At 63.8% G+C, this 24,273-nt stretch carries 20 protein-coding genes; 13 read left to right on the top strand and 7 right to left on the bottom strand.

Annotated features, from left to right (window positions below):
* The first annotated feature begins 51 nt into the window (after positions 1-51).
* The 9 genes from CSQ91_RS25245 to gdhA all read left to right on the top strand — a co-directional run bounded on the left by CSQ91_RS25245 (position 52) and on the right by gdhA (position 11,195).
* Positions 52-690: a TetR/AcrR family transcriptional regulator gene (locus tag CSQ91_RS25245; protein WP_034784272.1), complete on the top strand. Its 639-nt coding sequence runs from the start codon at positions 52-54 to the stop codon at positions 688-690.
* A 221-nt stretch (positions 691-911) separates the two neighbouring features.
* Positions 912-2,300 (top strand): FAD-binding oxidoreductase, encoded by a 1,389-nt coding sequence (locus CSQ91_RS25240; RefSeq protein ID WP_099389945.1) that lies wholly within the window; start codon positions 912-914, stop codon positions 2,298-2,300.
* Between the two features lie 92 nt (positions 2,301-2,392).
* A complete protein-coding gene (gene trhP / locus CSQ91_RS25235; protein WP_099389944.1) occupies positions 2,393-3,754 on the top strand; it encodes a prephenate-dependent tRNA uridine(34) hydroxylase TrhP in 1,362 nt (453 codons plus the stop codon).
* Between the two features lie 184 nt (positions 3,755-3,938).
* Positions 3,939-5,186 (top strand): DUF819 family protein, encoded by a 1,248-nt coding sequence (locus CSQ91_RS25230; RefSeq protein WP_099389943.1) that lies wholly within the window; start codon positions 3,939-3,941, stop codon positions 5,184-5,186.
* Between the two features lie 157 nt (positions 5,187-5,343).
* Positions 5,344-6,258 carry a Stf0 family sulfotransferase gene (locus tag CSQ91_RS25225; RefSeq protein ID WP_180278515.1) on the top strand — a complete coding sequence of 305 codons (915 nt, stop codon included), beginning with the start codon at positions 5,344-5,346 and terminating at the stop codon, positions 6,256-6,258.
* Positions 6,259-6,312: 54 nt separating this feature from the next.
* Positions 6,313-7,353 (top strand): polysaccharide pyruvyl transferase family protein, encoded by a 1,041-nt coding sequence (locus CSQ91_RS25220; RefSeq protein WP_143451097.1) that lies wholly within the window; start codon positions 6,313-6,315, stop codon positions 7,351-7,353.
* Between the two features lie 2 nt (positions 7,354-7,355).
* Entirely contained in the window at positions 7,356-8,657 is a 1,302-nt protein-coding gene (locus CSQ91_RS25215; protein WP_180278514.1) for a Rieske 2Fe-2S domain-containing protein, read from the top strand.
* Positions 8,654-9,643 (top strand): glycosyltransferase family 2 protein, encoded by a 990-nt coding sequence (locus CSQ91_RS25210; RefSeq protein ID WP_099389939.1) that lies wholly within the window; start codon positions 8,654-8,656, stop codon positions 9,641-9,643. The genes CSQ91_RS25215 and CSQ91_RS25210 overlap by 4 nt, the downstream gene beginning before the upstream one ends.
* Before the next feature lie 208 nt (positions 9,644-9,851).
* Positions 9,852-11,195 carry an NADP-specific glutamate dehydrogenase gene (gene gdhA, locus CSQ91_RS25205; protein ID WP_092608844.1) on the top strand — a complete coding sequence of 448 codons (1,344 nt, stop codon included), beginning with the start codon at positions 9,852-9,854 and terminating at the stop codon, positions 11,193-11,195.
* Positions 11,196-11,255: 60 nt separating this feature from the next.
* Here gdhA and CSQ91_RS25200 read toward each other — a convergent pair whose 3' ends face one another.
* Positions 11,256-11,813 (bottom strand): flavin reductase family protein, encoded by a 558-nt coding sequence (locus CSQ91_RS25200; protein WP_099389938.1) that lies wholly within the window; start codon positions 11,811-11,813, stop codon positions 11,256-11,258.
* Between the two features lie 176 nt (positions 11,814-11,989).
* Between CSQ91_RS25200 and CSQ91_RS25195 the strand changes: the two genes are divergently transcribed.
* Together CSQ91_RS25195 and CSQ91_RS25190 are read left to right on the top strand one after the other, a co-directional pair.
* On the top strand, positions 11,990-12,619 hold the full coding sequence (locus tag CSQ91_RS25195) for a head GIN domain-containing protein (RefSeq protein ID WP_070259867.1): 630 nt from the start codon (positions 11,990-11,992) through the stop codon (positions 12,617-12,619).
* Between the two features lie 43 nt (positions 12,620-12,662).
* Complete coding sequence (locus tag CSQ91_RS25190) at positions 12,663-13,463, top strand: enoyl-CoA hydratase (RefSeq protein ID WP_099389937.1); 801 nt, start codon at positions 12,663-12,665, stop codon at positions 13,461-13,463.
* Between the two features lies 1 nt (position 13,464).
* Here CSQ91_RS25190 and CSQ91_RS25185 read toward each other — a convergent pair whose 3' ends face one another.
* From CSQ91_RS25185 to CSQ91_RS25165, 5 genes are all read right to left on the bottom strand, one after another.
* Positions 13,465-14,202: an AIM24 family protein gene (locus CSQ91_RS25185; RefSeq protein WP_034784287.1), complete on the bottom strand. Its 738-nt coding sequence runs from the start codon at positions 14,200-14,202 to the stop codon at positions 13,465-13,467.
* Between the two features lie 3 nt (positions 14,203-14,205).
* Positions 14,206-14,847, bottom strand: a complete 642-nt coding sequence (locus CSQ91_RS25180; RefSeq protein ID WP_099389936.1) for an AIM24 family protein — start codon at positions 14,845-14,847, stop codon at positions 14,206-14,208.
* A 17-nt stretch (positions 14,848-14,864) separates the two neighbouring features.
* On the bottom strand, positions 14,865-15,482 hold the full coding sequence (locus CSQ91_RS25175) for an AIM24 family protein (RefSeq protein WP_034784290.1): 618 nt from the start codon (positions 15,480-15,482) through the stop codon (positions 14,865-14,867).
* A 158-nt stretch (positions 15,483-15,640) separates the two neighbouring features.
* A complete protein-coding gene (locus CSQ91_RS29380) occupies positions 15,641-18,805 on the bottom strand; it encodes a S8 family serine peptidase (RefSeq protein WP_099389935.1) in 3,165 nt (1,054 codons plus the stop codon).
* Between the two features lies 1 nt (position 18,806).
* Complete coding sequence (locus CSQ91_RS25165; RefSeq protein ID WP_034784293.1) at positions 18,807-19,622, bottom strand: NF038120 family PEP-CTERM protein; 816 nt, start codon at positions 19,620-19,622, stop codon at positions 18,807-18,809.
* Between the two features lie 430 nt (positions 19,623-20,052).
* On the opposite strand from CSQ91_RS25165, the gene CSQ91_RS25160 reads away from it, so the two are divergent.
* Together CSQ91_RS25160 and CSQ91_RS25155 are read left to right on the top strand one after the other, a co-directional pair.
* Positions 20,053-20,961: a histidine kinase gene (locus tag CSQ91_RS25160; RefSeq protein ID WP_180278513.1), complete on the top strand. Its 909-nt coding sequence runs from the start codon at positions 20,053-20,055 to the stop codon at positions 20,959-20,961.
* A complete protein-coding gene (locus CSQ91_RS25155; protein ID WP_099389933.1) occupies positions 20,958-21,626 on the top strand; it encodes a response regulator in 669 nt (222 codons plus the stop codon). The genes CSQ91_RS25160 and CSQ91_RS25155 overlap by 4 nt, the downstream gene beginning before the upstream one ends.
* Here CSQ91_RS25155 and CSQ91_RS25150 read toward each other — a convergent pair.
* Positions 21,623-24,124 (bottom strand): TonB-dependent receptor, encoded by a 2,502-nt coding sequence (locus tag CSQ91_RS25150; protein WP_099389932.1) that lies wholly within the window; start codon positions 24,122-24,124, stop codon positions 21,623-21,625. The two genes, CSQ91_RS25155 and CSQ91_RS25150, sit on opposite strands and share 4 nt — an antisense overlap.
* Positions 24,125-24,273 lie beyond the last annotated feature (149 nt).

Raw genomic sequence — 24,273 nt, 5'->3', positions numbered from 1 at the left:
GCCAGCAAGCCTTATCTGTACTCAGTACACTTCGTGTATGATCGTGGCAACATGACGATTCCTTCCGACCTCCGCTCCCGCAAACGCCTTGCCACCCGCCAAGCCATCTCGAATGCCGCCACGCGCCTGTTCTTCGTGCGCGGCTTCGAGCAAGTGACGGTGGACGAGATCGCGGCGGCCGCCAGCGTGGGACGCATGACGGTGTTCAACCATTTCCCCCGCAAGGAAGACATGTTCTTCGACCGCGAGGAAGAGGGGCGCGAACTGCTGCGCGACGCCTTGCGCCAGCGCGATCCCGCCATCCCGCCCATCGAAACCCTGCGCCTGCTGGCGCACCGGCTGGTACTGGAGGACAGTCCCTACATCACCTTTTCCGCCGCTGGCCAGGGTTTCATTGCCACCATCGAAGCCAGCGATACCTTGAAAGCGCGGGCGCGGGCCATCCGCGACGAACTGGCGCAAGTGGTGGCGCAAGCGCTGACCGAATCCACGGGGCGCGATGCAAGCGATCCCCTCGCGCACCTGGCGGCCAGTCTGCTGCTGGCCACGTGGAGCACCGCCCTCATCGAGGCGCACCGTGCCTTCGCGCAACATGGCGACGCGCAACTGGCCAAGGCCGGCTTCCTGTCCCTGGTGGACCGGGGACACACGGGCTTGAACGCCGCCATGGCGGGCACGCCCTACGCCTGAAGCGGCAACCCCGTCGTTCAGGCAGCCCATCGTCTGTCGCAGCGCAAGCCCTCGCATTTCCTTGTTTCATTTGCCAGCACCTGGGCTTGCGTACCGTCTGGTGCCTTCCTATCATGAAACCACGCGCTGGCAAACGATGCATGCAGGCCGGCACGCGGGGACAGTCCTCCTGCTTCCCGTCACCATACCCATAACCGCATGCAGCCGCTGGGAGGTACACGATGAATACCTTGACGAACGGCCAGCTCAATGAGTTGCAAGCCTCATTGAGAGGGCAACTGTTACAAACGAACGACGCCGGCTACGACAGCGCGCGCGCCGTCTGGAATGCGATGATCGACCGGCATCCGGCACTCATCGCGCGCTGCGCGGGCACGGCCGACGTGCGCACGGCGCTGGCATATGCGCGCGACCACGGCCTGCCCCTGGCCGTGCGCGGCGGCGGCCACAATATCGCCGGCAGCGCCCTGTGCAACGATGGCCTGGTGATCGACCTGTCCGGCATGCGCTCGGTGCATATCGATCCGCAACAACGCCGCGCCCACGTCGAAGGCGGGGCCACCTTGCACGACTTCGACCACGAGGCGCAAGCGTTCGGCCTGGCCACGCCGCTGGGCATCAATTCCACCACGGGCGTGGCAGGACTAGCCCTGGGCGGCGGCTTTGGCTGGCTCAGCCGCACGCTGGGCCTGGCGGCCGACAACCTGCTGGCGGCCGATGTCGTCACGGCCGACGGACAATTCCTGCATGCGAGCGCGACGGAGCATCCCGACCTGTTCTGGGCCTTGCGCGGCGGCGGTGGCAACTTCGGCGTGGTCACGCGCTTCGAGTTCCAGCTGCATCCGGTGGGGCCGCAAGTCACGGCTGGCCTCATCGTGTTTCCTTACGCGCAAGCCAAGGCGGTGCTGACGAAATACCGCGATTTCGTCGACGGCATGCCCGATGAATTGACCGTCTGGGCCGTCTTGCGCAAAGCGCCGCCGCTGCCCTTTCTGCCACCGGAAGTGCACGGCCAGGACGTGCTGGCCCTGCCCGTCTTTTCACCCGTGCAATCTGCCGCCATGCAGGAAGCGATCGAGCGCATCGGCAGCTTCGGCCAGCCGCTGGGCATGCACCTGGGCAGCATGCCGTACACGGCCTGGCAACAGGCGTTCGATGCCCTGCTCACGCCGGGCGCGCGCAATTACTGGAAATCGCACAACTTCACGCAGCTCAGCGACGCGGCCATCGATACTGTCATCCGCCATGCCGGCAAGCTGCCGACGCCGCAATGCGAAATCTTCCTCGGCCTGCTGGGCGCGCAGGCGAGCCGGCCGGCGCCGCAGGATACGGCCTATCCGCACCGCGACGCCCTGTACGTGATGAACGTGCACACGCGCTGGGACGAGCCGGCCGATGACGCACGCTGCATCGCCTGGGCACGCGAGTTTTTCAACGACGCCGCGCCGTATGCGACGGGCAGCGTGTACGTCAATTTCCTGACCGAGGATGAAAGCGGGCGCACGGCCGACGCGTATGGCGTGAACTATCCGCGCCTGGCGCGCATCAAGAAGCAATACGATCCCGCCAACCTGTTCCGCGCCAACCAGAACATCTGTCCGGCCGCCTAGGCTGCCACGGCGCAGCGCCTTGCAATCCCTTGATCCAGGGCAATGCAATGCGCTCGCCGCCCGCTTACAATCGCCGGCTTTGCCCCTCCTCCATGCGCCACGCTCCCGAACTCCTCCTGCCTGCCGGCTCCCTGGCCAAAATGCATGCCGCCTTCGACTTTGGCGCTGACGCCGTCTACGCGGGCCAGCCGCGCTACAGCTTGCGTGTGCGCAATAATGATTTTTCGACCTTGCAAGCCTTGCAGGAGGGAATTGATGGCGCGCATGCGCGCGGCAAGCAATTCTTTGTCGCCAGTAATATCTTCGCCCACAACGCCAAGCTGAAAACGTATTTGCGCGACATGGAACCCGTGATCGCCATGCGTCCCGACGCCCTGATCATGGCCGACCCGGGCCTGATCATGATGGTGCGCGACAAGTGGCCGGACATCCCCGTGCACCTGTCGGTGCAGGCGAACGCCGTCAACTGGGCCGACGTCAAATTCTGGCACCGCATGGGCTTGACGCGCGTGATCCTGTCGCGCGAATTGTCGCTCGACGAGATCGAGGAAATCCGCCAGCGCTGCCCGGAAATGGAGCTCGAAGTATTCGTCCACGGCGCCCTGTGCATCGCCTATTCGGGCCGCTGCCTGTTGTCCGGTTATTTCAACCACCGCGATCCGAACCAGGGCACGTGCACGAATTCCTGCCGCTGGGATTACAAGGTGAAAAATGCGTCCGAAGACGCCAGCGGCGACCTGGGCGGCATGCAGGTAGTGCCGCTGGAATTTCACCAGGCGCTGGCCGAAGCCGACAACAACGCGTTTTCCGCCCTGCACCAGCAGCCGCGCCACCCGCTGGCCGACCAGCCATATTTTATTGAAGAAGCCCAGCGTCCGGGCCAGCTGATGCCGATACTCGAGGACGAGCACGGCACCTACATCATGAATTCGAAGGACTTGCGCGCTGTCGAGCACATCGAGCGCCTAGTGAAAATCGGCGTCGACTCGCTGAAGGTCGAAGGCCGCACCAAGTCGCTGTACTACGCGGCGCGTACGGCGCAAGTCTACCGCCAGGCCATCGATGACGCCGTGGCGGGCCGCCCCTTCGATATTGGTCTCTTAGGTCAGCTGCAAGGCCTGGCCAACCGCGGCTACACGGACGGTTTCTACCAGCGCCACCACACGCAGACGCACCAGAACTACATGCGCGGCGCGTCCGAAGCGGACCGCAGCCAGTACGTGGGCGACGTACTGGGCGTGACGGATGGCTGGGCCAGGGTGGAAGTGAAAAACCGCTTCGCCGTGGGCGACCGCATCGAGGCCGTGCATCCGGGTGGCAACCGCGATGTCACGATTACCCGCATGCTCAGCGATGACGGCAGCGAGATCCAGGTGGCGCCCGGCAGCGGCCACTTCGTGCGCATCGAACTCGACGGGGCTCTCGACAAGGCCTTGCTGGCACGTTATTTGTAACCGCCAGTCTGCAGCGCGGGGTGAGGAACCAGTATCTAAGTGTTTGATTTGGCAAGTAAAAATCCACGCATCACCGCCTAAACAATTTGTTTAGGCTTCAACATTGCTATACGATACGGCCACCCTGCGCCCGGGGGCCTTATCGGCACCCGGTGCGTCCCTGACACGTTCACCGGAATCCCCGATGCCACCTGCCACTACCGCCCTGATCACCAATGACGCCGTCGTCCTCGGCTTGCTCGCCATGACCCTGGGAGGCGTCTTCTGGACCGCTTCCCGCCAGGATGGCTTCTGGAAAAAGTTTTATACGTATATCCCGTCGCTGCTGATGTGCTACCTGATCCCGGCACTGCTCAACACGTTTGGCATCATCGATGGCAACGCTTCCGGCCTGTATGCGGTGGCGCGCGACTACCTGCTGCCCAGCGCGCTGGTCCTGCTGTGCGTGGCCATCGATTTCGGCGGCATCATCCGCCTCGGCCCCAAGGCCATCATCATGTTCCTGATCGGCACCCTGGGCGTCATGCTGGGCGCCCTCGTCTCGTTCGAAGTCTTGCGTTTGATCCACCCGGAAACGGTGGCAGGCGACACGTGGCGCGGCATGACCACCGTGGCCGGCTCGTGGATAGGCGGCGGCGCCAACCAGGCAGCCATGAAGGAAGTGTTTGAAGTGGACGCCACCCTGTTCGGCCAGTTCGTCGCCGTCGATGTGCTGGTGGCCAACGTCTGGACGGCCGTGCTGCTGTTCCTGGCCGGCCGCGCGGGCGCCTTCGACCGCTGGACGGGTGCCGATTTGACGGCCATCAATGCGCTCAAGGACAGCATCGAAAGCTACCGCACGCAACACGCGCGCATCGCCACCCTGACCGACATCATGATCATCCTCGGCGTGGGCCTGGGCGTGACGGGCCTGTCGCACTTCCTGGCCGGCCCCATCATCAGCTGGATCAACACCCTGCCCGCCGCATGGCGCTTGCAGGACTACAGCCTGACGTCGAACTTCTTCTGGATCGTCGTGCTCGCCACCACCTTCGGCTTGCTGCTCAGCTTTACCCGGGCGCGCAGCCTGGAAGGCGCGGGCGCCTCGACCATCGGCTCGGCCATGCTGTACGTGCTGGTGGCAACGATCGGCATGCACATGGACCTGGGCGCCCTGCTCGACAAGCCGTTTTTGTTCCTGCTGGGCCTGATCTGGATCGCCGTGCACGGCGGCCTGATGCTGCTCGTCGCCAAACTGATCCGCGCCCCCCTGTTCTTCATGGCCGTGGGATCGCAGGCGAACATCGGCGGCGCCGCCTCCGCCCCCGTCATCGCCAGCGCCTTCCATCCGGCCCTGGCCCCCGTCGGCGTGCTGCTGGCCGTGCTTGGCTATGCGCTGGGCACCTACGGCGCCTACATCACGGGGCTGATCCTGCGCAGCATGGCGGGGTGATGACGATCCTGGCTTGACCAGGCGATCCGCAACGACAACGCCAGCCTTCGGGCTGGCGTTGTCGTTTGTGCGCGGCTCAACTTGCTAGCGGCCACCAATAGTTGCTAGAGAGAGACATGCAAACATAAATAAAATGCAATTTCGTTCCATAAATAGCATGAAGTACGATAGTATTTTAAAGCAATATATTTTCAAAAGAAGTCAGTTGCTCCCTTGCTTTGAATACATCCGATCGCACGTAACATGGCGCAGCTGGCCTATCTCCCTATTCATGAATGAACGTTCTCCAACTTCGTTGACTGAAGCCAAGTCCGTGTGGACAGGCGCCACGCGCCCGACACCCGCAGAAATGCGTGAGTTTCCTTACGATACTACGTCGCCGGCGTTCCCCGATAAAAAGCTGCTGGTCTGCGCAGCGCCACGCGCATCGAGCAAGCGGCTGGCCCGCCTGTTACTCGGCGCAGGGATCGGCGTGCCGCTGGAGTATTTCAATGACAATAGCGTGCAGGCGCTGACGGAGCGCTGGCAAATCAACAAACAGGATTACCTCGCGCATATTTTTGCCAGGCGTTCTGCGAATGGCCTGTTCGCATCGAATATCCAGTTTCCCCAGATGCAAAAATGGCCGTATCCGCACGACTTTACCGCCTTGTTCGAAGGCGCGACGGTCGTTCATTTGATCCGCGACAACAAGCTCGCCCAGGCGGCATCCCTGGCGACCTGCATGATCACGGGGCGCTGGGGTTTCGAAGTCGCCCCGGTGACAAAAAATTACTCGACCTGGCGCCTCAAACTGGCGGCGCGCAAGGCCATGCAGCTGATTGCCGTGGATGAACAGCTTTGGCAAGACTGGTTCAGGCAACGGGGTATCGAACCGCTCGTCATCAGTACCGAACGTGTCAACCGGCACGACATGACGCTGATCGATGACATCGCCGCCTTGCTCGGCGTCAACGCCGATGCGGCAAGCGCCCAGCGCATGCTGGACGTGGATCGGGGCGCCTACCCGGGTGATCTGGAACTGAAATCGCGCATGCGCACGCTCGTCGAAGAACTTGCGGCACGCGGCTAATCAACGCCCCGCCTCCCCATTTTCCTTAAACACGTACAACAAGAAGGACGAACATTGAATATCTTTATGGTGCGGCCCACCACTCGCAACATCGGCAACGACCTCATCGGCTACGCTACAGCAGAGCTCCTCTACGAAGTGTTCGGAGCAGCCACCAATGTCGTCAGCATTCCCGCCTTGAAGGGACCGCAGTTTGGCGGCCTGGTGCCACGCCAGATCTATGACATGAACCGTCTCGCCGACGCCGTCATCGTCGGCGGCGGGAACCTGTTTGAAAACGGCCAGCTGTCCTATGATGTCCAGGCCGTCAATGCCTTGCGCCGGCCGATGATGCTGATGGGCCTATCCCACGGCCGCATCACGGGGCGCGACGGGCAAATGGAAGACCGCACCGATGCGCTCAGCCCGACTGCGATACGGCACCTGGTCGAGCACGCCAAGGTGGCCATGGTGCGCGACACGGGTTCGCAGGAAATCCTAGCCGACCTTGGCGCCAAGGTGACGGTCGGTGGCTGCCCCACGCTGTACCTGCCGCCGAATGCCGAGGGTGAAGCGGCCAGGGGCGGCGTGATCATTTCCATCCGTCATCCCATGCGCATGAGCGTTCCTGCCCCCTTACAGTGGCGCATCGCCGAAGACTTGCGCCGCCTGATTGCCGCCCTGCGTGCCGAATATGCGCAACCCGTCTATCTGGCCTGCCACGACTACATCGACCTCGAATTTGCCGCCGGCTTCCCGGACGCGGCGCCCCTGTACTTTGACGAAGTCGGCCGCTACATCGAGGCGCTGCGCACCTGCAAGCTGCACGTCAGCTTCCGCCTGCATGGCTTCCTGCCCTGCCTGGCCATGGGCTCGCACAGCATCAACCTGTCGTATGACGAACGGGGCCGCTCGATGCTGTCGACCATCGGCATGGCGTCGTGGGATGTCGATCTGATGCAAAGTGGCGACTGCGTGAGCGCCATCATGGACCGCGCGCGCTCGGCCGCGCAGTATTACCGCGCCCGCCAGAACGCCCTGCCGCTGATACAAGAATTGCGCCAGATCACGGTGCACGGCTTGCAGACATTGCGCACCCTGGCATCGGAGCAATGAAGATGAGCGCTCCATCCTCGACACAGGGCGTGTGGCTCAAGTGTCACGTCCGTGAACTCGCTCCGTGGGCAACGATGACCGAACGCGTGCTCAGCGAAATCATTTCCACGGTCGAACAAATGAAGGGCACCTCGGCAGCCCAGGTGCTGCGCCAGCATGGCATCGAGCGGCTGCACGAAGTGATCGACACCGACGATGTGACGTCCTTGCGCAACCAGGTGCTGGAACGCTTGCGCCAGCCCTTGCTGGCCATGGCAACGGCCGTCGGCCGCCAGATCCTGGGCTGGGATGGTGATTTCTATGTGGATGACTATTTGATCCTGCGCATCAACTTCCCCTATGAAGTGGCGCGCAAGACCAATCCGGCGAGCGAAAATCCCGGCATTGGCCGCCTCAGCGCGTCCGTGCGCGAGCAATTTCAAGCCCGTAAAGTCGTTGACCCCGTGTACGCGCCGAAAGACTATCACCGGGGCCACCCGCCCGCCGCCTGGGCGCATGGTCCGCACATCGATAGCTGGGCCGGCCATTCGCGGGACGGGCGCAATATCTGGTGGGCCATCGGCGAAGTGCCGGCGGAAGCGGGCATGGTGCTGTATCCGGAATTGGCCAACACCTCGCTGCCCTGCGAGCGACGCACGCTGTACCTGCAAGCGGGCTACCGCCTGCCGGTGCCGACTTATCTGCCCCTGGCGGCAGGCGAAATGCTGGTCTTCGATCCAGAAGTGCTGCACGGCACGCACCTCAATACGACGGACGCGACGCGCGTGGCCATCTCCATGCGCCTGAATGCTTCCCGCCCGACCTTCGATCCCGCCTGTTTTTACTCGCGCGAATTCTGGCGCCGGGCCGCCGATATCGAGCAAGGCCACGATGAAGTGCTGCACCTGCGACGCGAAGACAACTTCGGCGCGCCCGTCGTCGCCGCCCCCGTGCAGACGCCGGCAGCCGTTCCCGTCATTGCCGGCCAGCTCGACCAGGCGAGCGGCTTCATACATGGCCAGCTGCCTGCCGCCGGGCCGGACACGCAGCGCATCATCGTCGATGCCGCGCCGTATCGCATCATGCTGGTGCACACCAGCGACGGCACCCGCGCCTACGACGCGGCCTGCCCGCATTACGGCGTAGACCTGGCCGATGGCGGATGCGATAGCGACAAAGTGTATTGCCCGGCCTGTGCCATCTCGTTCGACTTGCAAACAGGAAAATCATCGTGCCCGTCATTGACACTGCAACCGTATGACATCCGGCAAGACGGCGCAGCCATCCGCATCCGTGTTGCGCTGCCAGAAGCCGTGGCGCCATGAGCGTCGCCCCCGTCAGCGTCATCATTTGCACCAGGAACGGCTGGTCCAGGGGCTTTCTCGACGACACCTTGCAATCGCTGCTGGCCCAGTCCAGGCCCGCGCAGGAAATCTTGCTGATCGATGACGCCAGCAGCGATGGCACGGCCGCCTACGTCCGGCAAGCCTACCCGCACGTAATCATCGTGCACAATGCGGGCACCGGCCTGGCGGCCGCCCGGAACACGGGAGTGGCAGCCGCCCGTTTTCCATGGGTCTCCTTCATCGACGACGATGACATCTGGTGTCCTGGAAAACTGGCTGAACAACTGGCACAGGTACACGCATCAGTAACGCCAGATGCGATCATGTATGTATCACAAGTTGCCACGCTGAACAGCCATGGCGGCAATCCCGTGGCTTGGGCAACGCCACGGCAGTTTGCCACCTGGCCCGCCTGCCTGCTGGGTTCTCCCATCCAGCCATCCGGCGTGTTGCTCAGCAAACGACTGCTCTCCCGTATCGGGCCATTCAGCGAACAACTGAAGGAAGGTGCCGCTTACGACTACTGGATACGCTGCCTGAGTGCCGGCATGTCCATCCGCTACAGCAGCAACGTCCTGCTGCACTATCGGCAACATCATCCGCAGATGACGGCGCCGGCGCGCAAGTTCGAGCATTTCCTGAATATGGATGCCATTGTCGCGCCCTATCTCGAGCAGCTGGCGCCAGCGCTGGCGAAGCGGATCTGTTGCGCGCGCCGGCTGAACAATCTGCGTTCCCTGCTGAGCCATACCGGCATGCGGGCGGCGCTACGTTACTGGCGCGCCAGCGTGCCGCGCCCGGCATCCAGCCTGCGCACCCTTTCCTATTTCTTGTTAGACACTATTGCATGCCGGGCCCCGCACCGGATTCGCCACACGCTGCGGCAGCGCGCCATGCAGCTACTCATCGGCAAGGAAGCACTCTTGCCTGAGCTGCGCCCGAAACGATCCGGGCATCCGATGTAACGGCCCGCAACGCCAGCGCTCGCGCTGGCGTTTTTTGTTTTTCGGTCATTTTTTCCACCAGACCACTATCTGCTTTGCCTCGCCGCTTGATGGGAAAGCGCGCTCCAGAATGTAGCAGAAACCCCTCAAAACAAAATTTCCGCACCATTTTCGTGCAAAATCTGCGATGATAGTTGCCCAAATAACCGTTTACCTCCATGGAATTCTGATGAAATACGCATCTGCTCACGAGTATGTCCAGCATGTCGCCGCACGCAATCCAGGTCAACCCGAGTTTCTGCAAGCCGTCACCGAAGTCATGGAGAGCTTGTGGCCATTCCTGGAACAGCACCCGAAATACGCGGAACAAGGCTTGCTGGAACGCTTGATCGAGCCGGAGCGCGTGGTGATGTTCCGCGTGTCGTGGGTCGATGACCACGGGCAAGTACAAGTCAATCGCGGCTACCGCATCCAGCACAGCATGGCCATCGGGCCGTACAAGGGCGGCATCCGCTTCCACCCTTCCGTCACCTTGTCCGTGCTGAAATTCCTCGCCTTCGAACAGACGTTCAAGAATGCCCTGACCACCTTGCCGATGGGCGGCGGCAAGGGCGGCGCCGATTTCGATCCGAAGGGCAAGAGCCCGGGCGAAGTGATGCGCTTCTGCCAGGCCTTCGTGAGCGAACTGTTCCGCCATGTGGGTTCGGACACGGACGTGCCGGCCGGCGACATCGGCGTGGGCGGGCGCGAAGTGGGTTACATGGCCGGCATGATGAAAAAACTCAGCAACCGCGCCGACTGCGTATTCACGGGCAAGGGCGCCAGCTTCGGCGGCTCGCTGATGCGTCCGGAAGCGACGGGCTACGGCACCGTGTATTTCGCGCAGGAAATGCTGAAAACCCGGGGCCGCTCGTTCGAAGGCATGCGCGTGTCCGTGTCCGGCTCGGGCAACGTGGCGCAATACGCGGTCGAGAAAGCCATGGCCATGGGCGCGAAAGTCATCACCGTCTCCGATTCGAGCGGCACCGTCATCGACGAAGACGGCTTTACGCCGGAAAAGCTGGCCATCCTGATGGAGATCAAGAACCATCTGTATGGCAGGGTCAGCGATTACGCCGCGCGCACGGGCGTGCGCTTCGAAGCAGGCGTATCGCCATGGCATGTGCCGGTCGACATCGCCCTGCCCTGCGCCACGCAAAATGAACTGAACATCGACGATGCGCGCACCTTGATCGCCAATGGCGTGCAATGCGTGGCCGAAGGCGCCAACATGCCCACCACCATCGAGGCAGCCAAGGCCTTCGAAGCGGCCGGCGTGCTGTACGCGCCGGGCAAGGCCAGCAATGCGGGCGGCGTGGCGACGTCCGGCCTGGAAATGAGCCAGAACGCGGCCCGCATATCGTGGCCGCGCGAGGAAGTCGATGCGCGTTTGCTGCAGATCATGCAAGGCATCCACGCCGCGTGCAAGCAGTACGGCACGCGCGCCGACGGCACGGTCAGCTATGTGGATGGCGCCAATATCGCCGGCTTCGTCAAAGTGGCCGACGCGATGCTGGCGCAAGGTGTCATTTAACCCAATGACAAAATCTGGGGTCGGACCCTCAGGGTCCGACCCCGGCCCTTGCGTTTGGGGTTAACGCATTTCAGGCTTCATCAAACTCTTGCGGCTGATGGTCCTGCCCGACACCATGAACTCGCCATTGCCACGGTAGTGCAGGGTTTCGGGCAGCTTGGGCGACGTGGCCACGTGGGCTTTCACGCACTCGAAAATGAAGAAACCGCCTTTCGGGTTGCCCGACACCTGGGCCAGCTTGCATTCGAAGTTGGCGTAGCACTCGGCGATCAGGGGCGCGCCCACCTGCTCGGCCGGCTGGGCCGTCAGGCCGAAGGCCGTGAACTTGTCCGTATCTTCGCCGCTGCAATTGCCGATGGCCACCACCTGGTCGACCATATCGGCCGTGGGCAGGTTGATCACGCACTCCATGCTGCGCTTGATCATTTCATAGCTGTGGTTCGCGTCGGAAATGAAGCAGCCCAGCAAGGATGGCGTAAATTCCATCAGCATGTGCCAGGCCATGGTCATGACGTCGCTTTCCCCCTTCCACGTTGAACTGACGAGCACCACGGGCCCCGGTTCAAGGAAGCGCCGGATGTCGGCGACGGGATAGTCTTCTTTGTGGTAATTTTTCATGCAGTCTCCAGGACGCGGTACGCCATAGCATAGCCCAACGGCGCCTTGCCGGGCGCGCGGCTGCCCGATGGCAGCCGTATCATCCGCGCCGCGATTTGTGCAGTTCATCGCAAATTTCTCCCCAATGGAGATGTTGCACAATAGAATACACTGATCAACTACTCAAGGAAACCGCCATGCGCCCTCTGTTCCTGTTGTCAGTCCTGTCCCTTGCCTGCCTCTCCACGCTCGCGCATGCCGACGAGCAAACCCGCACGGTCGGCGCCTTCAACGCCATCGACATCCGCGGCCCCATCAGCATCGAAGTCGAATCGGGCAAGGAACAAAGCCTGCTGCTGCGCGGCGACCAGAAATTCCTCAGCGGCGTGATCACGGAAGTGGTCGATGGCGAGCTGAAAATTTCCATGAAGGACAAGGACATCAAGAAGACGGATGGCGACCCGCGGGTCATCATCACCATGCCCACCTTGCGCAAGCTGATCGCGGAAGGCGCGGGAGAAAAGATATTGACCAAGCTCAATGGTCCACGAGTCGACATCAGCTACAAGGGCGCGGGCCGCCTGGCGGCCGATGGACAGGTCGACTGGCTGCGCCTGAAAGCGCAAGGCGTGGGCGAAGTCGATACGAAAGCCTTGTTGGCGAAAAACGTCGACGTCAATTTCGACGGCATCGGTTCCGTCAAGGTGTATTCCTCGGGCGAACTGAACGCCGTGGTGCGCGGCATGGGCGAACTGATCTATTACGGCAAGCCGAAGATCGTGCACAAGTCGATCGCCGGCATCGGCAGCGTCAACGCCGCCAAATAAGATTTCCTGAAAATAACAAGGCCATCAGGCCACTGGAGACCGCATGACCGCAACACATGACACGCAAGCACCGCTGGTGCTGCGCGAGGACGAGGGTGGCCTGGTCACCCTGCGCCTGAACCGTCCACTACAATTCAATGCCCTGTCGGAAGCCATGCTGGCCGCGCTGCAGGCTGAACTCGACTTCATCGCCGGGCAGCCGCACGTGCGCTGCGTGGTGCTGGCCGCCGAAGGCAAGGCGTTTTGCGCAGGCCACGATTTGCGCCAGATGCAGGCGACGCGCCAGCTTGCGTATTACCAAACCCTGTTCGCGCAATGCTCGCGCGTGATGCAAGCCATTCAAACCTTGCCCGTGCCCGTGATTGCCCGCGTGCACGGCATCGCCACGGCGGCCGGCTGCCAATTGGTCGCCAGCTGCGACCTGGCCGTGGCGGGCGCGTCCGCCCGCTTTGCCGTGTCCGGCATCAACGTGGGCCTGTTCTGCGCCACGCCATCCGTGGCCCTGTCGCGCAATGTCTCGCCCAAGCGGGCCTTCGACATGCTGGTAACGGGCCGCTTCATTGACGCCGACACGGCCGCCGACTGGGGCCTGATCAACGAAACGGTGGCCGACACAGCGCTCGACGACGCCGTGGCGCGCCTGGCGCAGCAGATCATGGCGAAAAGCCCGACGGCCATCCGCTACGGCAAACAGATGTTTTACCAACAGCGCCAGCTGCCGCTGGACGAGGCGTATGCGTACGCGGGCGACGTGATGGCGCGCAACATGATGGAAGAGGATGCGGACGAAGGCGTCACCGCCTTCCTTGAAAAACGGCCGCCCGGCTGGGCGGCCGTCAGGTAACTTAACGCTGTTCCTTCATCTGCTGCTGGACAGAAAGACTCAAGGTGCCGAGGTCTTCCTTGCCCAGCAGCGGCAATTGCGCCAGCAGCTGCATCAGGGCGGAACTGCCCGTCACGTCCAGCTCGGACGACTGCACCAGCACCGTGCCGGCGCCCGTGAAGTCGATCTGTTTTTCCTCGCCCGACAAACTGAAACCGGTAAGCGCGCCGGCGGCCGAGGCCCAGCCCTGCACGTGGGCGTAATCGTAGTGATACGACGGGCTGGGGCAATCGGCCCAGCCCAGCACGGCCTGCTCGTCGACGCGGCACGGCAGTTCCAGGAAATGCACGGGGCCGTTCGACGAGGCGATCACCTTGCCCGTGCCGATCATGGTCAGATAGCCGGGCAAGGTCGATTCCTGGCAAATCACGTCCTTCGTAAAACCCAGCAGGTTTTTCGCGCGGATGGTCATGTTGGCGTTGTCCAGGTCGTAGCACGCCAGGTCATTGCCGTTGTCGCCCAGGATCAGTTGGCCTTGCCCTTGCGCCACGACAAAGTGGTGGATGTATTTTGGCGCATTGAAGGCGTTGCGCACGATCAAGTCGAGCACGCTGCTGCCCATGGCTTCGAAGCGCAGTTCGCCATAAAAGGCGATCATCTTGCCCTTGCGAATGAAGATCTGTTCCTTGACGTCGATGACATACGAAAAACGGTTCAGGTTATCGTTCTTCGGCAAGGTATCGGGATTGTAAATCGTCATGGCTTACCTTTCGCTCGCTTGGATGTAGACCGTGCCCTGGCCCGTGAACTTCACCTGGTACGATTCGCCGGACGCCTGGCCGACGAAGGTTTTCCAGTTCAGGTCCGTGACGATGGTCGAGCTCAGCTGCCCCGTATGGCCGATATACGCTTGCGGGTCGACAAACACGGGCACGTCCGGCGTGACGGGCAAGCCGATGGCGTTACCATCGGACAGGATCGCCACTTCGCCCGTGCCTTGCAGGGTGGTGGTAAACAAGCCCTGGCCCGAGGCCATGCCGCGCACCACGCCCTGCACGCCGCCCTGGTTGCCGAGGAACATGGTGCCAGCCGTCAGGCGCGCATCGAAGGCCAGCAGGGAATCGCTTTCCACATAAAACGTCTCGCCGCGCACGGGGACGATGGTGACGAACAGGCCGCCCTGGGCGTAAAACACGCTGCCCGTGCCACGCGCCGACATCATGGCGTAGCCTTCATTCGTGACGGCGCGCATGGCCAGGCTTTGCACGCCCTGGCCGGCCAGGAAGGAGCGGCTGAACGCCACGTCGCCCTGGTACGACACCATGGCGCCCTTGCGCGCGAACACTTCTTCATTGCCGAGTTTGACCTCAAGCATCTTTTCATTGATCTGCTGATAGACAGGCATCGTGGGTCCTCGCTGACTTAACGTTCGGCGGGCTGGATGAACACCACGCCCTGGCCTGTGAATTTGTGCTGGTACGATTCGCCCGAGCTCTGGCCGATCATCGTGCGCCAGTTGACATCAAAAACGAATTCCTGGCGGATGTCGCCCTTGAAGCCGACGAAAGCGTCCGGGTCCACGCGCAGCGGATGCGCCGGCGTCACTTCCAGCATGATCAGGTTGCCGCGCGAAATGACGGCCAGGTTGCCGTTGCCTTCCACGGTGGTGGAAAACAGGCCCTGGCCGGAACTGGCGCCGCGCAAGCCCGCAAAGCTGGTGCCCGTCTTCAGGCTCGTGTCGTAGGCCAGCAGGCTGCTGCTTTCGATGGTCAGCTTTTCGCCGGCCAGCGCCATGACGGTGATCTCGGCCGCATTCTGCGCGAAAAACACGGTGCCCGTGCCGGCGGCCTGCATCACCTGCATGCCTTCGTTCGTCACCTTGCGCTTGAGCGCGCCAAAGATGCCCTCGCCACCGAGCAGGGACTTTTCAAATTTGATGGCGCCCGTATAGGCGACCATGGCGCCGGCAATCGCCAGCACTTTTTCATCCTGCAGGCGCACTTCCAGCAGGCGGTCGGTATTGGTGCGGAAACTGGTCACGCGCGACTCCCCAAGAATGCCAGGGCACAAAGCCATGGCTATCCGACAAGATACCGGTGGCTTTGCCGGCGCGCAAGCGCTATTCCTCCCGAACGGGGGTGGGTGAATAAAAAAAAGGCGTGCCCGGAGGCACGCCCTGCGTTCACACAATGAACGGTTTATTCCGCCAGCACCGGCCTGGCGCCGCGCGCGTTCTGGAACAGCGGCACGGGATCATTGGTATTGACCTCGACCACCGTCACGCCCTGCACCACGCCAGCCACCTGGTAGCCGACGGCGCCCAGGTGGCGCTTGCCTTCGGCCAGGTTGGACCAGCTCAGGGAGACAGATGCGGTGCCGCCCGTGTAGGCCGTGCCCGGCATCAGCGCCTTGAAGCTGCCGTTGTTCAAGCCCGGCGCCAGCACCCACGACGACAAGGTGTAGTCGGCCTGGCCGTTTTGCGGCGCAAAACCGATCACGCACACCTTGTAGGTGCCGGCGGCAGGCAGGCGCAGTTCCACCTGCTCATTGGAACTCTCATTGCCGCTGCTGCCGACCAGCACATTGGCGGCGTTGTAGACCTCCATGTCCATGTCGGTATTCGCGCCGCCCGTCGTTTCCGCGTCGTAGGTGGCAAAGCGCGCCGCCAGGGTGCCGGCCGGGATCACCACGTTGTGCACGTTCACACCCGTGGCGCCGCCCGCCTTGCAGGCAGCCGATGCGGCAGCCCCTGTCGCCGCCTGGCCGATCGTGCGCGTCTGGCGCACGGCTTCGACGAGACCCGACTTGACGCCGACCAGCGCGCCCGTGAAGCCCGTGCCCAGGGTCAGCACCTTGCTGCCCGTGGCCGCTTCGCTGCTGACCAGCGGAATGGCGGCCAGCGAGGTGCCGCGCGCCGTCAGCGGGCTGCGCACGGTGTGCGTGCCATCCGTCCAGCTCAGGGCGCCGTAGGTCCAGGTATTGGCCGGCGCCGTGGTACGCGTCAGCTTGACCTGGTACTGGCCCTTGGCGCCCGGCGCCAGGTTCAGGCTGGTAGGCGTCACCGCCACCGTATAGCCGGGCAGGCTGGCCGAGACGTTGTAGACGGCGCTGCTGGTGCCCACGTTGGTCACCGTGCGCGTCAGCGTTTGCGTGCCCAGCACGTTTGCCGCCGTCAGCGACGCCAGGTTCAGGTTATAGGCCGTGATGGTACCGATGGCCTGGCACGTGGCGGCGCTGTAGACCTTCAGGTTCAGACCGCACAGGAAGCGCGCATAGTCGATTTCCGACATGTCGTACACGAGGCCAGGATCGGCCGCGCTGTTCGGCGCAATGTGGCCGGCGCCCTGGCCCCATGGCAGCTGGCCCGAGGTCTTCGCCGTGGCATCCCACGACACGGAACCGTTCAAGCCATCCGAATAGGTGCTGAAGGCCGTCGTCATCAGCGCCGACTTGATGGCCGCGGGCGACCAGTCGGGATGCTGCTGCTTGAGCAGCGCCGCCACACCAGCCACGTGCGGACTGGCCATCGAAGTGCCGGAATAGAAATCCCACTCGGCCGCCGGCGCCACGCCGCCCGCCGCCACGGCATCGCGCTGCGCCTGCGTCAGGTCGGCCGTCACGCCGGCCAGCACGTTGGTGCCGGGCGCCGAGAGATCCGGTTTCAGGATGTTCGCATTGGCCACGTTCGGCCCGCGCGAGGACCGGTCGCTGACGATCGGCGCCTGCACCGTGGTGTCGGGGATCGTATGGACTTCGCCCAGCGCCGCCGTGCCATCGGGCGTCGCCGCCATGAATGCCTTCAGCGCGTCGCCCTGCGCCTGCGCCAGGTGCACGGTCGACAGCACGTGCGCCTGGTTGATGATGGTGTTGGCGCCGCCGGCCACGTTGGCGATGATCACGCCCGCCGCGCCGGCCGTCTTCGCATTCGCGCTCTTGTTGACCAGCACGTTGCCGCCACGGTCGCACACGAGTATCTTGCCGGCCACTTTCGCCGGGTCCAGATACGCCGAAGTGGCATCGGCCGCGCCGAAGCAGCGCAGCAGATTGACGTCCGTCGGCAGCACGCCGGCCAGGCCCGCGTCGCGCGAGCGGATCAGCGGCAGCACCGGCGTCTTCGCATTGCTCGACGCGCCTTCCAGCTTGGTGCCGTTGCTGAGGATGACATTGCCCGCGTACAGGCGGTTGTGGGTGGAATTGGCAACGGTTGCCAGCCACGGGCTGATGTGCGACACGGGCGCCGGCACGTCCGGTGCGGGCGTGGCCGGACCGGAATTGCCGCCCGACGTGGCAACGAATACGCCGGCTGCCGCCGCGCCGAGGAAGGCCACTTCCGTCGGTTCGTCGAAGGCGCCGCCGCCCGCGTTCGGGCCGATGGAGAAGTTGATGACGTTGACGCCATCCTTGACCGCCTGGTCGATGGCGGCCACGCTGTCGGCCGTGGCGCAACCGTTGCGGCCCGTCGATGCGGCCGTCCAGCACACTTTATAGGCGGCGATGCGGGCGCGCGGTGCCATGCCCGATGCCTTGCCCAGCGACACGCCGTTCGAGGTGGCCAGGGCGCCATTGTTGCCGCCGGCCGTGGAGGCCGTATGCGTGCCATGGCCGCCGTGTCCCGTCAGGCCGGCGACGGAATCGCGCGGCGACAAAAATTCCGTCCAGTGCAGCGCCGACGTGGCGGCGCGGTAGTAGCGCGCACCGATCAGCTTGTTGTTGCAATTCTCGGCGGAGAAACCTTCGCCCGTCTGGCAAGTGCCCTGCCAGCTGGCCGGTGGCGCGCCGTACACGACATTGTTGCCGCTGTGGCTAGGTACGCCATTCTCGTCCAGGCGGTCGGCAAAGGCCGTGTTCTCTGGCCAGATGCCGCTGTCGACGATGCCGATGATGATGTCTTCACCCGCGTGCGCCTTGCCGCCCAGCTGCTCCCAGATGCCGCCCGGCTTGTCCAGGCCCAGGAAGCTGGGCGTGTAGCTGGTGTCGAGCTGCAGGATGGAGTCGGCGCTGATGCTGGCCACGCCACTGTTTTTCTTCAGGGCCCGCACTTCATCGTCCGTCAGCAAGGCGGAAAAGCCGTTGAAGACGACGCTGTACTGGTGCGTGATTTCAGCCGCGCTGACGGTGCCGGCCACGGCGGCCTGCTTGGTGTCGAGGTAGCTCAAATAGGCCTGCACATCGGCGGCGCCCACGTTGATGCGCGCGCCCGGGGCCGGCTTGGTGGCGGCCAGGCCGTCGACCTGGCCCGTGTAGGTGGCGGCCGGCTTGTCGACCAATTGCACGATGTAGGAGCGGCGTTCCTGCGCCTGCGCCGCTTGCGCCAGGCTGGCGGCCAGCAGGAGGATACCGAGTGAAACGGGACGTAATTTCATCTCACGCTCCTTGCACGGTGAACGCTGCGAACTTGCCGGTGCGGCGGCGCGACAGCATGCCGATGGCGCCCAGGCCGACCAGCATCAGCATGTAGGTCGACGGTTCCGGCACGGCGCTGATGTTGATATTGTCGAGCGCAAACTGGCCCTGGTTAAAGGCGGGGAAATCGATGGAATTGCTGCACGCGCCAGTGTCATTGAAAATGCACGCGTTGAAGGTCAGGCCCGTAAACGCGTAGTTGCTGAAGCCGCCCAGCAGGGAAGCGCCCTGGAAATGGTAATTGCCATCGCCGCCCTGGCCGGGAAACGCCAGCGAGGTACTGATCACCTGGCCGTTGCTCAGGGTGCCGCTCAGCTGCAACTGGCCCCAATTCATGTTGGGCAAGCCGGATACGGGCGCGATGAAGGAATAATCGAAACCGGCTAGGCTGAACGCCTGGCGGTCGGCACGCGAAAAATTCACGCCGCCATCGTTGAGGATGGCCAGGTAATTGCCGGTGGCGCCCTGCGGGCAGGCGGCGATATCGCACGACGAGCCCACGCGGCCATCGAGGATGGCGCCCACGCCGCTGACGCCGCCGCCGGCCGCCGTGGTCGGATCGGCCAGGAACAGCAGGTTGTAGCTCGACGTATTGAGCGTCTGGCCGCTGGCATACACGTCGGGGCGCAAGTTATCGAAGGTCAGGACATCGGCCATGGCCGGCGCCGAGGCCAGCACGGACAAGGTGGCCAGCGCGGCCAGGATGGTGGCGCGACCGCGGGTAGCGGGCGGATTGGCGGTGGCGGGCGATACCCGCGCATGTGATGAACGATTCATTCTATTCCCTTGTTTGTTGTGGATAGATAGGTCGGCAGGTCTGGCGCCCGCTTTCAGCTTTTTCACAAAAGTGTCAACAAATATAGCAAATCGCATAAAACAAATAACATATTTTTAATATCATTTATTTATTTTTTATCTAGCTCCGCGAAACTTTGTTTTGTTTTATCTATGAAAGCTTGAGCAATCTCAACGTTACATTGGAACAACAATGCTTCGCACTGCAGACGTGCGCGCCAGCGTGCCGGCCCGACTTCAGATAAGCTCGAAAACCGCGCCTGCCGCACCATCATCTTCCCGTCACATCGCGGTACACCTGTTCCATCCTGGAACACTAGTCTCTCCCCGCCACGCGCTCGGCCACAGCCCCAGCACCGATGGCATGAAGCTTGCACAACAAAGAGATCGACCGTGCTCAGGGAGCAGCATCATGGAACACTACCAACTGGCCGGCAGCGGCCGCTCAGGCACGCTGCCGGCCCGGCGCATCATCGCGTGCGGCACGCTGGCGCTGGCATTTTTCCTGCTGGCCGCCAGGCTGGACCTGGCCGAACGGCTGACGCGCGCGCTCTGGCGCCAGGAACACTGGCAACTCGATGAACTGGTCCTGAGCCTGTTGCTGCTGGTGCTGGCGCTGGCCGGCTTTGCCGTGCGGCGCGGACGCCAGGTGGCGCTGCTGCTGGCGCAAAACCGCGCCCTCACGCAGCGCCTGCTGCGCGCGCAGGAAGAGGAGCGCTGCGCGCTGGCGCGCGAGCTGCACGATGAAGTGGGACAAGACTGCACGGCCATCCGCGCCGCCGCCAGCTACATCCTGCGCGCGCGCGATGGCGACCAGGCCAACGTGCAGGCCTGCGCCGCCAGCATCGCCCGCTCGTCGGAAGCGCTGCATGCGATGGTGCGCACCATGCTGCGCCGGCTGCGCCCGCCCGTGCTCGACAGCCTGGGCTTGGAAGCGGCCCTGCAGGCGCTGTGCGACAGCTGGGCCCAGCAGCACGGCATCGCCTGCCATTTCGCGGCGCACGCCATCCCCGCCAGCCTCGACGACAGCACCGCCACCGCCATCTACCGCCTGGTGCAGGAAGGCTTGACGAACGTGGCGCGCCACGCGGGCGCCGACCAGGCCACGGTGGAATTGCACGCCGATGCGCGCGGGGTGCTGCACCTGGCCATCGAAGACAATGGCCGGGGCTTGCGCCAGGACATGCAGAAGGAATCCGGTTACGGCATGCTGGGCATGCGCGAGCGCGTGGCCGGCTTGCGCGGCCATATCCGCTGGATCAGCGCGCTGGGCAAGGGCTTGCGCATCGAAGTGGCCCTGGCGGCACGGTGCGCGGCATGAGCGCCGTGCACGGCAGCATACGGCCGATCCGCGTGATGCTGGTGGACGACCACCCGGTGGTGCGCACGGGCTACCGCCGCCTGCTGGAACAGGGCGGCGACATCGCCGTCGTGGCTGAGGCGGGCAATGGCGAAACGGCGTATGCCTTGCACCTGGAGCAGGCGCCCGACGTCTGCGTGACGGACTTGTCCATGCCCGGCATCGGCGGCCTGGAATTGCTGCGCAAGCTGCTCGCCCGCGATGCCGGCGCCCGCGTGCTGGTGTTTACCATGCACGACACGCCGCAGCTGATCGCGCGCGCGCTCGATGGCGGCGCCTGCGGCTTCGTCAGCAAGCAGGCCGACCCGGAACACCTGGTCGACGCCGTGCGCGCCGCCCACGCGGGCCGGCGCTACCTGGACCCGCACAGCGCACCGGGCATGCTGCAAGGCACGGCCCGCATGGAAGCGCAGCGCTTGAGCAGCCTGAGCCAGCGCGAATTCGAAATCTTCCGCCTGCTGGCCGAAGGCCGCAGCGCCGCCGACTGCGCCCGCCTGCTGCACGTGAGCAGCAAGACGGTGGCCAACCATCAGACCTGCATCAAGGAAAAGCTCGACGTGCCCGGCCCCGCCGCCCTCGTCCATCTTGCGCTGCGCAACGGTGTCATTGAGCAGGTCCACCCTTAAAACGCGTAGCGCACACCCACGTTCACGCTACGCGGCGCGCCGGCCGCATAAAACGTGGCATTGACCATCGGATATTCGCCGTTCACGGCGGGCAGCGGCCGGGCACTGAAATTGCCGCTGGCATCGAAACCCGTCGCGCCCAGCTGGGCCGCTGTCGCATATTTCCGATCGAACAGATTATTCACCTGGGCGAACACGCTGAGCCGGGGCGTCAGCTGGTACTTGCCGTTCAGTTCGACCACGGCATAGCCGCCGCTCTTGCCCGCGCCCAAGTACGATGGACCGCCCGCCTGGTGCTGGTTATTTTCATTGCCGCGCGCATACGCGCTGGAGACGGCCGTCATGGCCAGGCCCACCGTCCAGTCGCGCCCGCCCTGATAATCCACGTGCGCCTTCAGGATATGGCTCGGTGTCAGGGGAATCCGGTTGCCCGGCGCGATGACGATATTGCCTTCCAGGCCGGGCGCCTCCGCATCGCTGCTGCTGTTGGCGCTGCCGTTGACCATTTCCGGGCTTTGGTAGGTCGCCTGCAGCCACGTGTAATTGACGCCGAAGTCCAGCGCACCCGCCTTGCCATCGACCGCCAGTTCCACGCCCTGGTGGCGTGTCTTGCCGAAATTCTTGAAATAGCCGAAACCGGCCTGGTTGTCGGCGACGAACAGGATATCGTCATGGTTTTCCGCGCGGAACACGCCCGCACTCCAGCGGGCCACGTCGCGCCACTGGCCGCGCACGCCCGCCTCCCACGTCTTCGTCACCACCTGTTTCAATGGCGGGTCGCCGGCCATGGCGTTGGGCAGGCGGCATGGGTTTTCCGGGTCGGCGCAACCAAGTTCGATGGCCGTCGGCGTGCGGCTGCCTTCGTTGTAGCCGAAATACGCGCCGGTACCTCCGGCCGGCGCATACGCCAGGCCGATGGCGGGATTGAAGCGGCTGAAACGATGGTCGCCATCGAGCGAGCCGCTGCCGCCACCAGGCGTGATGGCATCGCGGTTGCGCACCGTGCTGCGGTTGTAGCGGCCGGAGATGGTCAGGGTCAGGTCTTGATTGAACGCCATGCTGTCGCTCGCATACACGCTCCACGTGCGCATGCGCCCGCTCAAGTCGACCCGGTTATCGACGGGCGTGCCATCGTCATCGATCTGCGTGCCATCGGCAAAGAAATCCACGGGCGTGATGCTGCGGTCGGGATTCAGATAGCCGAACTGGCTCGTCTGGCGGAAGGTGGCATGGCTCGTGTCGTAGGCGGCACCGGCCGTGACGGCATGGCGTGCTCCCGCCACGTCGGCCAGCGCGGTGAACTGACCGGAAAAACCATAATTTTCCTGCCGCGTATGGCTGCGGTTGAGCATGCCATTGCACTTTTCGGCCGGCTCATCGCTCAGCAGCACATTGGCGATGCAGCGCCATTTGGGGAATGGCGTGTTGGATGCATTCGCCCCGCTGGCGGGAAAGCCCGTGTAGCCGGCCGCCGCCAGGGCCGCCCGCTCGGCCGCACCGGGCTGGTAGACGGACTGGTCGAGCGACTCGTCGTTCAGGTCGCCGTTAAACGTGTGCGTGTCGATCTTGCGGTAGTACACATTGCCGGACAAGAGCAAGGCAGCGCCGGCCTGGTGCTTGCCCGTCAGGTTCAGCAGGGTCGACCTGTTTTGCGTCAAATCGGGCTTGGTGTAGACGCTGCGGTAGTCGCGCGCCAGCAGGCGCTGTTCCTGCAAGCCGTTGCCCGTCAGCGCATTGTCCGCGTGGGCCACGGTGACGGCGATGTCCGTGCGCGCATCGCTCCAGCCCAGCTTGCCAAACGCCTGGCGCACGTCGGACGGCGAATCGTCGCGCCAGCCGTCTTCCTTGAAGCGGTTGCCCGTCACATACCAGTGCCAGCCTTGCGCATTGCTGCCGCCATGCTCGACCTCGACGCCGCGCCGTTTATCGGAACCCAGGCGCGCCTCGATGGCCGTGCCGGGACTGCCCCTGCCATCCTTGGTTTGCAGGGCCAGCGCGCCGCCCAGGGTATTCAAGCCAAACAGGGGATTCGAGCCCGGCATCAGGGTCAGCGATTCGATGGCCATGCGCGGGATCAAGTCCCAGCTGACGACGTCGCCAAACGGCTGGTTCAGCCGCATGCCATCCAGATACACGGAGAGCCCCTGCGGCGTGCCCAGCAGGGGCGAAGCCGTGTAGCCGCGGTAGCTGATGTCGGGCTGGAACGGGTTGTTCTGCACCTCGTTGACAACCACGCTGCCCAGGTTGCGGCGCAGGAAAGCGGAGATATCGAGCGCGCCGCTGCGGGCGATCTGCTGCGCGCTGGCCGTCTGCACGGGCGCGGCCAAGGCATCGCGCGGCTGCTCCACGGTGGGCAGCGGCATGCTGCCCGTGATGATGACGGTGGGCAAGTCACCCGAGGTGGCCAGGCTCGCGGCCAGGCTGGCGTCAGCGGCAAGGTCGGCGGCCTGCGCCTGGCACAGCGCCATGGCGGCGGCGGCGAATAAAGTCAGTTTCATGCGTATCCCCAGTTTTATCGTGGTTTTTATTGCGTCCAGTATCGGACAGCCACAGGGGATGCACTAGGGAAAAACTCCCGCCGTGCAGGGAGACTTGCAACACCTAGACAAAACCGTAGCGAGCGGCAGTGAGTTGTGGCTGAGAAGCG

The sequence above is a fragment of the Janthinobacterium sp. BJB301 genome, assembly GCF_002735685.1.
Taxonomy (GTDB): domain Bacteria; phylum Pseudomonadota; class Gammaproteobacteria; order Burkholderiales; family Burkholderiaceae_D; genus Janthinobacterium; species Janthinobacterium lividum.
The sequence above is the reverse complement of the archived record's forward strand: the minus strand, read 5'-3'. Positions and strand labels throughout refer to the sequence as shown.

Excerpts from the sequence above, each read along its gene's own strand:
- CSQ91_RS25245 (WP_034784272.1), top strand. The coding sequence starts at position 52 with ATGACGATTCCTTCCGACCTCCGCTCCCGCAAACGCCTTGCCACCCGC.
- CSQ91_RS25240 (WP_099389945.1), top strand. The coding sequence starts at position 912 with ATGAATACCTTGACGAACGGCCAGCTCAATGAGTTGCAAGCCTCATTG.
- trhP (WP_099389944.1), top strand. The coding sequence starts at position 2,393 with ATGCGCCACGCTCCCGAACTCCTCCTGCCTGCCGGCTCCCTGGCCAAA.
- CSQ91_RS25230 (WP_099389943.1), top strand. The coding sequence starts at position 3,939 with ATGCCACCTGCCACTACCGCCCTGATCACCAATGACGCCGTCGTCCTC.
- CSQ91_RS25225 (WP_180278515.1), top strand. The coding sequence starts at position 5,344 with ATGAAGTACGATAGTATTTTAAAGCAATATATTTTCAAAAGAAGTCAG.
- CSQ91_RS25215 (WP_180278514.1), top strand. The coding sequence starts at position 7,356 with ATGAGCGCTCCATCCTCGACACAGGGCGTGTGGCTCAAGTGTCACGTC.
- CSQ91_RS25210 (WP_099389939.1), top strand. The coding sequence starts at position 8,654 with ATGAGCGTCGCCCCCGTCAGCGTCATCATTTGCACCAGGAACGGCTGG.
- gdhA (WP_092608844.1), top strand. The coding sequence starts at position 9,852 with ATGAAATACGCATCTGCTCACGAGTATGTCCAGCATGTCGCCGCACGC.
- CSQ91_RS25200 (WP_099389938.1), bottom strand. The coding sequence starts at position 11,813 with ATGAAAAATTACCACAAAGAAGACTATCCCGTCGCCGACATCCGGCGC.
- CSQ91_RS25195 (WP_070259867.1), top strand. The coding sequence starts at position 11,990 with ATGCGCCCTCTGTTCCTGTTGTCAGTCCTGTCCCTTGCCTGCCTCTCC.
- CSQ91_RS25190 (WP_099389937.1), top strand. The coding sequence starts at position 12,663 with ATGACCGCAACACATGACACGCAAGCACCGCTGGTGCTGCGCGAGGAC.
- CSQ91_RS25185 (WP_034784287.1), bottom strand. The coding sequence starts at position 14,202 with ATGACGATTTACAATCCCGATACCTTGCCGAAGAACGATAACCTGAAC.
- CSQ91_RS25180 (WP_099389936.1), bottom strand. The coding sequence starts at position 14,847 with ATGCCTGTCTATCAGCAGATCAATGAAAAGATGCTTGAGGTCAAACTC.
- CSQ91_RS29380 (WP_099389935.1), bottom strand. The coding sequence starts at position 18,805 with ATGAAATTACGTCCCGTTTCACTCGGTATCCTCCTGCTGGCCGCCAGC.
- CSQ91_RS25165 (WP_034784293.1), bottom strand. The coding sequence starts at position 19,622 with ATGAATCGTTCATCACATGCGCGGGTATCGCCCGCCACCGCCAATCCG.
- CSQ91_RS25160 (WP_180278513.1), top strand. The coding sequence starts at position 20,053 with ATGGAACACTACCAACTGGCCGGCAGCGGCCGCTCAGGCACGCTGCCG.
- CSQ91_RS25155 (WP_099389933.1), top strand. The coding sequence starts at position 20,958 with ATGAGCGCCGTGCACGGCAGCATACGGCCGATCCGCGTGATGCTGGTG.
- CSQ91_RS25150 (WP_099389932.1), bottom strand. The coding sequence starts at position 24,124 with ATGAAACTGACTTTATTCGCCGCCGCCGCCATGGCGCTGTGCCAGGCG.